Source organism: Evansella cellulosilytica DSM 2522 (assembly GCF_000177235.2).
Lineage (GTDB): Bacteria > Bacillota > Bacilli > Bacillales > Salisediminibacteriaceae > Evansella > Evansella cellulosilytica.
Map to the genome: position 1 here is coordinate 1217180 of NC_014829.1, position 12458 is coordinate 1229637.

The 12458-nt window shown below is 36.7% G+C and carries 8 protein-coding genes and 1 other annotated feature; all 8 genes read left to right on the top strand.

Annotation, left to right across the window (positions count from 1 at the left end; translation table 11 throughout):
* Positions 1 to 206: 206 nt before the first annotated feature.
* Positions 207 to 457: a binding site (T-box leader), on the top strand.
* A gap of 51 nt (positions 458 to 508) precedes the next feature.
* The 8 genes from ileS (at position 509) to BCELL_RS05600 (ending at position 12452) form a co-directional block, all read left to right on the top strand.
* Complete coding sequence (ileS, locus tag BCELL_RS05570) at positions 509 to 3601, top strand: isoleucine--tRNA ligase (RefSeq protein ID WP_013487700.1); 3093 nt, start codon at positions 509 to 511, stop codon at positions 3599 to 3601.
* Positions 3602 to 4197: 596 nt separating this feature from the next.
* Complete coding sequence (gene codB / locus BCELL_RS05575; protein WP_013487701.1) at positions 4198 to 5460, top strand: cytosine permease; 1263 nt, start codon at positions 4198 to 4200, stop codon at positions 5458 to 5460.
* A 3-nt stretch (positions 5461 to 5463) separates the two neighbouring features.
* The gene (gene codA, locus BCELL_RS05580) at positions 5464 to 6723 is read left to right on the top strand and encodes a cytosine deaminase (protein WP_041808657.1); all 1260 of its coding nucleotides are present in this window, start codon (positions 5464 to 5466) and stop codon (positions 6721 to 6723) included.
* A gap of 493 nt (positions 6724 to 7216) precedes the next feature.
* Positions 7217 to 7717: a hypothetical protein gene (locus tag BCELL_RS21510; RefSeq protein ID WP_013487703.1), complete on the top strand. Its 501-nt coding sequence runs from the start codon at positions 7217 to 7219 to the stop codon at positions 7715 to 7717.
* 181 nt (positions 7718 to 7898) lie between these two features.
* A complete protein-coding gene (locus BCELL_RS23160; protein ID WP_013487704.1) occupies positions 7899 to 8027 on the top strand; it encodes an RAxF-45 family protein in 129 nt (42 codons plus the stop codon).
* Between the two features lie 177 nt (positions 8028 to 8204).
* The gene (gene abc-f / locus BCELL_RS05590) at positions 8205 to 10082 is read left to right on the top strand and encodes a ribosomal protection-like ABC-F family protein (protein WP_013487705.1); all 1878 of its coding nucleotides are present in this window, start codon (positions 8205 to 8207) and stop codon (positions 10080 to 10082) included.
* A gap of 478 nt (positions 10083 to 10560) precedes the next feature.
* Positions 10561 to 10788 (top strand): hypothetical protein, encoded by a 228-nt coding sequence (locus BCELL_RS05595; RefSeq protein WP_013487706.1) that lies wholly within the window; start codon positions 10561 to 10563, stop codon positions 10786 to 10788.
* 350 nt (positions 10789 to 11138) lie between these two features.
* Positions 11139 to 12452: an ABC transporter substrate-binding protein gene (locus BCELL_RS05600; RefSeq protein ID WP_013487707.1), complete on the top strand. Its 1314-nt coding sequence runs from the start codon at positions 11139 to 11141 to the stop codon at positions 12450 to 12452.
* Positions 12453 to 12458 lie beyond the last annotated feature (6 nt).

Genomic DNA, 12458 nt, shown 5'->3' on the forward strand with positions numbered 1-12458 from the left:
GATTGTTTATGATGTCACGGAAGAAAACGATTTTTAGATTTGAAAAAATATCTGTGTCAACGACGAGAGGATTGTATGAGATTTTATTTGTTGGAGAGATGAAATGTTAAAAGTGGACTAGAAGTTAATGCTTAAAGCTTTTTCAAAAGCGCTTGACATTTCTATTCTTAATAGTGTAGTCTTGTTTTTAACAAAAATTGTAATAATTAAATTTGGTGACGAGAACGAGTAGGTATGTAATCTGTTCTACAGAGAGTTGACGTTTGGTGCAAGTCAATGTTCAGACCATATTGAATATCCTCTCCGAAAAGCAAAGCTGAAAGAATTTTAAGCTTTGACGGGATTCCGCCGTTAAAAGGAACGCGTATGATTGTACGTTGAATGAGTGCTATGAATGTAACTTATAAGTTTATTTATAGAATCTGGGTGGTATCGCGGGTTAAAACTCGTCCCTAACATTAGTTGGGGGCGAGTTTTTTATTTTAATAAAGTAAAGGAGTGAGGAAAAATGCAAAAGGTTAATGTAAATGAAAAAGCGATAGAAAGGGAAAATAGAATTCAAAGTTACTGGGATTCAAATAACATTTTTCAAAAATCAGTAACCAATCGTGAAGGAAGAAAAACATTTGTATTTTATGAAGGACCACCAACTGCCAATGGGTTGCCTCATGCTGGGCATGTTTTAGGCCGTGTGATTAAAGACTTTGTAGCAAGATATCAAACGATGCGAGGTCATCAAGTAATTAGGAAAGCAGGGTGGGATACACATGGTCTTCCTGTTGAATTAGGTGTTGAAAAGAAAATAGGGGTTTCTGGTAAACAAGAAATTGAGGAATATGGCGTAGAAAATTTTATAAATGAATGTAAAAAAAGTGTTTTCGATTATGAGAAGCAGTGGCGCAAGTTCACAGAGGCAATCGGATATTGGGTAGACATGGATAATCCATATGTGACACTCAATAATGACTATATAGAAAGTGTTTGGTATGTCCTTTCCAAGATTCATGAAAAAGGATTACTATATCGTGGTCATCGGGTCACTCCTTATTGCCCTAGTTGTCAAACTTCCCTTAGTTCCCATGAGGTAGCTCAAGGATATAAGGACGTGAAAGATTTGTCTGCTACAGCAAAATTTAAGGTTGAAGGGAAAGAAAATGAATACTTTTTAGGTTGGACGACAACACCGTGGACGCTTCCATCAAATGTTGCTCTGGGTGTACATGATGAAATAGATTATGTGAAAGCGGAGCAACATGGTGATATATATATCCTTGCTAAAAACCTTGTAAAAGATATATTGGGAGAAAATTTCAATGTAATAAGTGAACATAAAGGGCGTGAGTTGGTTGGAATTACTTATGAGCCACCTTTTAACTATCTTACTCTAGAACGTGGCCATGAAGTTATCTCAGCTACATTTGTCACTGATGATAGTGGGACTGGTATAGTTCATCTAGCTCCAGCACATGGCGAAGATGATTACAATGCTATTAAAGAAAGTGGGTTGGATTTTGTAAATATTGTAGATGAAAAGGGGTGCTACACTGATGACATAAAACCTCTTGCTGGAGAGTTTACGAAGGATTGCGATGTTAAAATTATAAAGTTGCTTTCAGACGAAGGGCTTCTTTTTTCAAAAGAGAAGTATGAACACAGCTATCCACATTGCTGGCGTTGCGATTCACCACTTATTTACTATGCAATGGAAGGATGGTTTATAAGAACGACGGAAATTAAAGAGACTATTTTAAAAAACAACCAAACAGTAGAATGGCATCCAGATCATATGAAAGATGGCCGTTTTGGTAAATTTCTTGAAAATATGGTCGATTGGAACTTAGGTAGGAATCGCTACTGGGGTACACCATTAAATGTGTGGGTTTGCGAGGAATGTAATCATCAGTATGTTCCAGGGAGTATTCAAGATTTGAAAGTAAATGCAAAAAGTGGCATGGTGGAGAATCTTGAACTACACAAGCCATATGTCGATGAGGTTATAGTGGAATGTCCTTGTTGTTCGAAGGATATGAGAAGGACGAAAGAAGTGATTGATGTTTGGTTTGATAGTGGTTCTATGCCATTTGCGCAATATCATTACCCATTTGAAAATAAACAGATGTTTCATAAACAATTCCCAGCAGATGTAATTGCTGAAGGAGTAGATCAAACGAGAGGATGGTTCTATAGTCTGTTAACGGTATCATCTCTTTTCACAGGGAAAGCACCTTATAAGCGGGTTTTATCACTAGGGCACATCCTAGATGAAGACGGGCGAAAAATGTCTAAAAGTAAAGGGAATGTCATTGACCCAATCGATTTGGTTAAAAACTATGGTGCTGATGCTTTACGTTGGGCATTGCTTGCAGATAGTGCTCCATGGAATAATAAACGTTTTTCAGAAAACGTAGTCAGTCAGGCGAAATCGAAGCTAGTCGATACATTGAATCATGTTCATTCCTTTTACACGCTTTATGCAGAGATAGATGGCTTTGATCCTAATAAACACGAACAAGGAGAACGATCACTTCTAGATAAGTGGGTGTTATCTCGATTAAATACTGTAACAAAAAACGTTAAAGAACATTTAGATAACTACGATTTTACAGCAGGAGCAAGGGAAATAAGTTTACTAGTTGATCAAGTTAGTAATTGGTATATCCGCAGATCGCGTGAGCGTTTCTGGAGTGAAGGGTTAAATGATGATAAATTAGCAGCTTATCATACGTTATTTAAGGTACTAGTAAGAATCAGCCGATTGCTTGCTCCTTTTACCCCATTTATCGCAGAAGATATTCATTTGAATTTAACGAGTGAGAGTGTGCACTTATCTGATTTCACTAAAGCAAATGAAGAAGAGGTTAATCTACTGTTAGAAATCGAGATGGATAGCGTATTACAAGTTGTAGAACTAGCTCGTGCCACTCGTAATATGACAAATATTAAAACGAAGCTACCTCTATCTATGCTTACTGTTGTAGGTTCGAAAAATGATACGGATTTACTTCGGAAGTATGAATATATCATTAAAGATGAAATAAATGTTAAGAAAGTTCAGTTTACAGACCATACCGGAGATTCTGTACAATATGAACTGAAGTTGAACTTTCCGACTGCAGGTCCAAAACTAGGAAAGCTGGTCGGAGTTGTGCAAAAGACTCTAAAATCTCTAACACCTGAAGATACAAGAAAGATTGTTGAACAAGGTTATTTTGAAACTGATTCTCCAACTGGTGAAAAGGTTCAAGTAGAAAAAAATGATTTGATTGTGAGTCAAAAAACACATCAAGGATTAGAAATGGCTTCAAATACAACTTTTAGTGTTTTCTTAAATACAACTATTACAGACGACTTACGTAAAGAAGGGAAAGCAAGAGAACTGATTCGTTCCGTTCAACAATACAGAAAAGAATTGAACCTCCCAGTAGAACAACGTGTGAAGCTTGTCTTTGATGTTGATGAATCAATGAAAGAAGTTATAGAACAGTTTAAAGATCTTTTACAAAGCAACCTTCTTATAAAGAGTTTAGAGTATAACAAGCAAGATGATATGAAGTTAATAGTAATTGATGGAGCTGAAATGGGCATTCATGTGGAAGAATAGCCTAAAAGGGGATTAGTTTAAGCCCTTTACTATGGTAGATTGCAAGCTGTTTTCCGTTTAGTATATTTAAATATTACGCAGTACAAGGATTCTGGTAAGGAACTATAGGCTGTCACTTCCTAGTAAGCGCATTTCATTTTTAATACTTAATACGCAGTAAAGAATAAACAAAATATCAAGTTTTTTAACTATTTCAGCGGTCTCGAAACGTCCCTGTTAGTTGTCCCTGTTAGTCATAGGAAAAAAGCATGTGATATTATTTGACGAGTGTCGTGTAAATAATTTCAATGTTTGCTATTTTAAAGTTACAAAAACATAGTAAGCTTTTCTAGGGTTCCGCTTATCATGAATAAGGCTGGTCCGAGAATGGCGACATCTTATAGATGTTATGATCGGGAGGAAAAGTCCGGTGAAGAATTTATATTCTTCACCGGACTTTTTTTAAAAAGAAAATAAGAGAAGCAGTGCTTTCTTGACGCGTTTTTGGTCTATTGCATGTGTATAGGTGAGGGGGGAGTAAACAAATCAGTCCGCAACAATATTACTGAAAATTCTGAAAAAACCTGTGAAAATCAATTAATTGGGAGGGAGTAAGAATGAAACAATCAGCTGTTGATAATGAATTTGCTTTAGAGGCAGTACCGAGTACAAATAGACGTGGTTTTTGGAAAATGCTAGTTGTCATGCTTGGATTCACCTTTTTTTCTGCGAGCATGTGGTCTGGAGGAACGTTAGGAAATGGCTTAACATTTACCCAATTTATTCTCATTGTTTTAGCTGGCAATTTAATCTTAGGATTGTATACTGGCGCACTAGCATATATTGCTGCGAATACTGGGCTATCGACGCATTTATTGGCTCGATATGCTTTTGGGGAAAAAGGTTCTTACGTTTCCTCATTTATGTTAGCAGCGACACAAGTGGGATGGTTTGGAGTTGGCGCAGCAATGTTTGCTCTCCCTGTACAAAAAGTAACAGGGGTAAATGAATACTTGTTAGTTTTTCTTGTTGGAATTTTAATGACAGCTACCGCTTATTTTGGAATGAAGGCACTCGTTATTTTAAGTTTTATTGCAGTACCTTCCATTACGGTGCTGGGGTCCATCTCTGTGTATAATGCAACGGAATCAATTGGTGGTTTTTCTAGTTTATTTGACTACCAACCTCCTGAAATGATCGGGTTAGCAGCTGCATTAACCATTTGTGTTGGTTCCTTTATTAGTGGAGGTACACTGACGCCTGATTTTACGCGTTTTGCAAAAACGAAGAAAACGGCAGTCATCACAACACTTGTTGCCTTTTTTATTGGTAACTCGCTCATGTTTATTTTTGGAGCAATCGGTGCCATATCAACAGGGGAATCTGACATCTCTGAAGTAATGTTTATTCAAGGGTTAATTATTCCAGCTATCATTATTTTAGGTTTAAACATTTGGACAACAAATGATAATGCGCTATATGCATCGGGATTAGGTTTTTCTAATATTACAAAAATATCTAAAAACAAATTAGTTATTTTTAATGGACTAGTAGGTACAGTATTTGCTCTATGGTTAAACAACAACTTTGTTGGTTGGTTAACATTTTTAGGTTCTACTTTACCAGCTATTGGAGCGATTATATTAGCGGATTACTTTATTTTAAATAAAGGGAAATATAACGATTTTAAAGCGATGACATTCAAACCAGTGAATTGGATTGCCCTTGCTGCATGGGGCATTGGTATATTGTTGGCGACTTATGTGCCAGGCATTCCGCCACTAAATGCGATCATTGGATCTGCTGTGGTATATATTATCATGATGAAATTCGTTGGAAGAGATAAAGACGGAGTAATAGGAACAGAAAAGGTGAGTTAAATGATGCTATTAAAAAACGCTAGGCTTAGAGGTAAGGATGGATTATGGCAAATCCTTACTTCCGGAGGAAAAATAAAGGAAATAGCAAGAGCAATACCTTTATCAGATGTCGAATCTTTCGATTGTGGGGAAAACCTTCTACTTCCCCCATTTGTAGAACCACATGTACACTTAGATACGACATTAACAGCAGGTGAACCAGAGTGGAATAGAAGTGGTACGCTATTTGAAGGTATTGACATTTGGGCGAAGCGAAAACAATTATTGACACAAGAGGATGTGAAAAAACGTGCTAAAAAAGCATTACAAATGCAGATAGCACAAGGCATTCAATTTGTAAGAACACATGTAGATGTAACAGACCCAAATTTAACAGCATTAAAAGCGTTACTTGAGTTGAAGGAAGAGCTAGCAAATGACGTTGATTTACAAATTGTTGCTTTTCCTCAAGAAGGGATTCAATCATTTCCAAGCGGAATGGAATTGTTAGAAGAGTCTATTAGAATGGGAGCTGATGTTGTAGGAGGGATTCCACATTACGAGTTTACGAGAGAATATGGTGAGCAATCAGTAAAGACGGTATTTTCTCTTGCAGAAAAATATGATCGGATGGTTGACATCCATTGTGACGAAATAGATGATGAGCAATCTCGATTTGTTGAAGTTGTAGCTGCAGAGGCATATCGAACTGGGGTGGGGGAGCGAGTTACCGTCAGTCATACCACTGCTATGCACTCATATAATGATGCTTATGTCTCCAAGCTTTTTCGGCTTTTAAAGTTATCAAAGATAAACTTTGTCGCTAATCCATTGGTAAATATACATTTACAAGGGAGATTTGATTCTTATCCAAAGCGTAGGGGGATTACGCGTGTAAAAGAATTGCAGAATGCTAATATAAATGTATGCTTTGGGCATGACGATATTTTCGACCCTTGGTACTCCCTTGGAACAGGAAACATGCTTCAAGTATTACACATGGGTATTCATGTTTGCCAAATGCTCGGGTACGATGAAATTGTAGAATCAATCGATCTTGTTACATCTAATAGTGCGAAAACACTTCAAATAACGAATAGATACGGTATAGAAGAAGGAAAGCCAGCAAATTTTATTATCCTTGACGGGAAAAGTGAGTATGAGATTATTCGGAAATCGTCTCACGTACTATATTCTTTTCGAAATGGAAAAGTTATTGCAAAAGCCGATGCTCCTAAATATCAGTTAAAGAATGGGGATAGGTTTGAAGATATCGATATTTAGAAGGCTCATTTATGAAGGAGCCTTCTTTGAATAGATGTATAGGGGGAGGTCACGTTGGTGGCTTCCTTATTTGGTGTGGCTAATGAGAACCGTTCGGAACCAGTGAAAAAGTACTTACACTTTAAGTATAGACTAATAAATATAAAGTTATTTGAATATAGAAGTTGATGAGACCTGTGCAAACTCGCTTTCCGCGGGCGGCTGGTAAGTCTCCTCTATGCTGCGCATCTGCGGGGTCTTACCTCTGCCTTTACTCCCGCAGGAGTCTCGTTCACTTCGGTCTCATCACCTCTTTCTCTAATTAGGTACTCTGAATAATCATGCAACAATATATTAATTTTTACACTTTTTCAGCGGTCTCGAAGAACCGTCCCTGTTAGTCTGTTAGTCTGGTATATATTGTAAAAAAAGTATGGTAAAATAAACCTGTGAAATGTTGATCATAAACGAACGAATTTCTTACTTACAATAGTAGAGTAGAGGGGGAGAAAAGATGAGAAAAGTATTGATTGCTCTAGTAACTATCAGCTTATTATTTATTAGTGGTTGTTCGCAGACGAATAAAGATGTGGCTATAGAGTATTTAGCAGAAAAGGGCTACGATGTAGATACTTATGAGGGAAGCGGTTCTATGTATCAATTAACAAAAGAAAAAATAATAGACGAGTTCCCCATCTGGGCACTTCAAACGTTTGAACCAGGAGATTACATTGGGAAAGAAATTGAAACAGAATATTTTAGAGTGGATAATCATCCCTTAGAAAACTGGAGCAATAATGGTGGTGTGAGCGCTAATGGGAACCCTTTAGTATCAATAATTTTCGTAGATGGAAAACCAATCGGTGGATACGCTATTCCAAATTTAGATGATGATATCGATTTATTAGGTTATTCCACATACGATATTGACGGGAAAACTCTAGAAGAGGTACACGCAATTGAGGACTATCCAAGCTGGTTTGATGCATGGATGGAGAAATATAACGAGAAATAAAGAATTTTTGAGTTTAACTACTTTCTGATATAGAGTGAGTGTTGTTCCCTTCTTAACATTGGAATGACTTATAATACATCCTGTACTTTGGCTAATGAGAACCGTCCCTGTTAGCCAGGTTGATTAAAATTTCTGTCAGTGGTAAAATATGACTAACTTTTATGGACGGAGGTGGGGGAGGATGTTGAATCACGCTGTTTTAGTGCATGGATTTTGGATGCAATTCCTATATTTTGTCCGTGCAAAATTTGCTGTTTTAGTTGTTAACGGGAGAAGTCTGTCCTTTTTTAACAATTCAATAGCAAACTAAAACAGTGAAAAACATTTCTTAACCCACACAATAAAAGAGCGGTTATAGGAGGGCATTTTCATGCTCTCCTTATTTAGTAGAACGCGGATCAAATGAACTTTGCGTTCGATCGTTGCTCAGCCATGGGAAGGTATGTCCTCTCATGGCCTTTTTGTATCCATAAAAGGAGGAATTGACGTGATTATATGTAGTGTGAATAAAGTTGCTAAGATGTATGGTGGAAACGCTATTTTTGAAGAGATATCCTTTGAAATAAAAGAAAAAGAACGTGTTGGTCTAGTTGGACGAAATGGTAGCGGAAAGACAACGTTAATTCGTTTGTTAGCTGGTGAAGAAACACCAGATACAGGTGACATTCATTTGAAAAAAGATGCAGCTGTTGGATATCTTACACAAATCCCAGATTACCATGATTCTACATCTACAAAGGAAGTTTTAAAATCAGCTTTTTCACCTTTACTTCAGATGGAGGAAAAGATGGAAAAGCTTGAGGCTGAAATGGGTGTAGAGACTGACCCTAATAAACTTCAAAAACTCATGGGTGAATATGGAGAATTACAAGATCAATATGCGAATAATGGTGGGTATGAAATAGAGTCCAATATTGAAAAAATAGCTCACGGTTTAAATATTCAGATGTTCATTCATTCCCCATTTTCTCAATTAAGTGGAGGGGAAAAAACAAAGGTTGGTCTAGGGTTGATGCTATTAAAACAACCAGACCTGCTACTGCTAGATGAACCAACGAACCATTTAGATTTAATGGCAGTTGAATGGCTTGGAAGCTTCTTAAGAGATTATAGTGGGACAGTCCTTGTTATTTCACATGACCGTTATTTTCTTGATGAAGTAGTCAACAAGGTGATTGATTTGGAAGACGGAGAAGTAACAACTTACCACACTAACTTCACAGGTTTTGTGAAAGAAAAAGAAGAAAAGCTCCTAAAGGAATTTCAAGCATATGAGGAACAGCAAAAGAAAATAAAGAAGATGAAGGAAGCGATTAAACGTTTAAGAGATTGGGCGAACAGAGCGACCCCACCTAATGCTGATCTTCATAGACGAGCAAGGAACATGGAAAGAGCGTTAGAGAGGATGGAAAAGTTAAATCGCCCGATACTAAATCGCACTAAAATGAACCTAGAGATGGAGTCGACGGAAAGAAGCGGTAATGATGTCATTATGCTTAAAGATATCTCGAAATGTTTTGGTGACAAGTTGTTATTCGAGGGAGTAAATATGCATATTACTTATCAAAATCGAGCAGCCATCATTGGAGAAAACGGTACAGGAAAATCAACACTACTGAAATTAATTCTCCAACAACTTTTTCCAGACAAAGGAGAGGTACGGATCGGCAGTAATGTGAAGATCGGTTACCTATCTCAAAATATATTCTCTTCTATTAAAGACGAAACAGTGATTGAGACGTTCAGGGATGTAGTGAACGTAACAGAGGGTGAAGCAAGACATATTTTAGCGAGATTTATGTTTTATGGCTACACGGTTTTCCAGAAGGTTTCGCAGCTTAGCGGTGGAGAAAGGATGCGTTTAAGATTAGCCCAGTTGATGTACCAAGATATCAATTTATTAATTTTAGATGAACCAACAAATCATTTAGATATTGAATCAAGAGAAGTATTGGAGGAAGCCCTTGAGGACTTTCAAGGCAGTTTATTAGCTGTATCACATGACCGTTATTTTCTTAACAAGTTATTTGACAAAATTTATTGGATTGAAGCAAAGAAGATCCATTGCTTTGAGGGGAATTATACTTGGGCAAAAGAAAAAATGACGAAGCGAAGAGAAAGTACGTTACAGTTGAGCTTGGAGAAAAAGAAAGAAGTGTCACTTCCCAAAAAGGAGCCAATAAAAAATAAGCGTAAGGACGCCGAAAACTTGGAAGAGGATTTAGTCAAGTTGGAAGATAGCATTGTAGCGTTAGACAAAAAGCTTTTGGAAGTGGAAGACTTGGAGTTACTACAACAGTTATATAAGGAAAAAGAAGACTTAGAGAAAGAATGGGAAGTACTTTGTGACCAGCTAGAAGGTTAAAAGGTTGATAAAATGCAAAAAGAATCAGTTATCAAATATTGAAGGAAAGGTACGAGTTGTATGTGAGCGATATACAAATAGGTTAAATAGCTTTATTTGTATTGCAGTCGCTCGCCTGATAGGATAAACCCACTCCTATCAGGCTTTTAAACGATTGCAACGACTTCGCACATTGCTTAGGGGCACTTAAAAAGTGAAAGAACGCCACTTTTTCAGTGGCCTTTTAATATGAGAAGGCCGGGGTATTGTGCTTTTTAAATTTGTAATTCACTTTACAATCCCTGTTTGTCATAAAAATCGTAACTTGTTTTAATGTACTATTTCCATTTTTCTGAGAACATAACTCGTTATTTTCTGTTATGATTTAATTATGAATATACATGATATTGTGGAGAATTTTGACTAGGTTCTAGAATCGAATCAGTTTGTAGAAAATCTTTAGGAAGTAATTTACAAGAAAGGAAAGGTGGTATAAAATATGGACCCAATACTTTGGATTCCTATCGGTTTCATCACAATAGGATTTATTATTTTGATATTTGCTAAAAAAAGTATGGAAAGTAAACTGGCTTTTATTAAAGCAAATAAGGAAAGCGATGAAAGTGCAAAAAAAGCTAAATTCATAGTTTGGTGGATATATGGTACTACCGCTTGGGGAGTAGTCAGTATTATTCTTATTGTTTGGTTTTTTAATACCTTTGTTTAACTGTTGGATACAAGTGAACGTCAACTAACTTGTACTGTCGTTTTATAAGGTTAACGAGTTTTTTTAATCTGTACCCTAGGTCATGCCAAATGGTGAAGATGATTTCTTTATTAAACAGAAATCATCTTTTTTAATCCAGTAGAAACCTAAATATTCTCCAATTCTATGAACCATCTTATTCGATGTTTTAAAGGATCAATTAAACTGGTGATTTGAATCTTAGATACCAACCTTATGAAAGCCCTTACATTATTCTATATTCAAGTAACATTATTCCATTTAGTTTTAGGAAATTAATTAGTAAAATTTACTTACAAAGTACGGAACATCATTTATGAGGAGGGGTTAAGGTGAAAAAGAGATTATTTTTTCTGAGTATTCTGTCATTATTGGTGGTATTACTTCTTGGGGCTTGTGGAGATGATACAGAATCAACTGGTGAAAATGCTGGGGATAACGGTGGAAGTACTGATGAGGCACCAACTGGATCTGATGAAGAAGTAGAGCTTAGGTTTGCGCTTTGGGACTCTAATCAAGAACCAGGACTTAGACAAATTGCAAATGATTTTGAAGAAGAGAACCCAAATATCAAGATTAACATTGAGGTAATTGGTTGGTCAGATTATTGGACTATGCTTGAGGCGGGAGCAACCGGTGGATCATTACCTGATGTTTTCTGGATGCACTCAAATGAAATTTTCCGTTACGCATCAAATGAAATGTTATTAGATTTAAATGAGCGAATTCAAAGTAGTGATGTAGTTGAAATGGATAAATTTCCTGAAGGGCTGAAATCCATTTATAATTTTGAAGGCGTACAGTATGCCATTCCGAAAGATTATGACACGATAGGGCTTTGGTACAACAAAACAATGTTTGATGAAGCGGGTGTAGACTATCCTGATGATACATGGACATGGGATGATTTATACGATGCTGCAAAACAACTAACGAAGGATGATGGTTCACAATATGGTATTTTAACACCTTTACACAGTCAAGAAGGGTACTATAACTTTGTTTATCAAAATGGAGGCACAATCATTACTGATGATAAACGTTCAGGATACGATGATCCTAAAACCATTGAAGCGTTAGAATTTTATATCAATTTTGTTAGGGAAGGCTTATCGCCAGAATCTTATTCTGATGCAGAACGAGCAACATTCTTAGAAAATGGAATTGCCGCTATGGGATTTTTTGGTTCATGGAACCTAACAGGATTCACGGAAAACGAATACATGGCAGAAAACTTTGATGTAACAGTATTGCCAGCTACTAATGATGGTGGAAGAGCTTCAATCTTCAATGGACTTGGAAATGCCATTGCTTACAACACTGAGCATCCGGAAGAAGCATGGAAGTGGGTTGAGTATCTAAGTTCGAAGGAAGCTCAGACAAGACAAGCAGAACTAGGTATCGCTATTTCAGCATACGAAGGTGCTGCAGATGATTGGGTAAACTCAAATGATATCTACAATATTGAAGTGTTTATTGATATGGTAGATTATGCTCAAATTAGACCATATTCTAATACAACTATTGTATGGGAAGATAGAGCTTATGAAGCGTTAATAGGGGCTTTCACTGGGGAGAAAACGGTAGAAGAAGCAGCTAAGGATGCAGCGGCGATAATGAATGAGAGTTTAGAACAAGAACAATAGAACAAA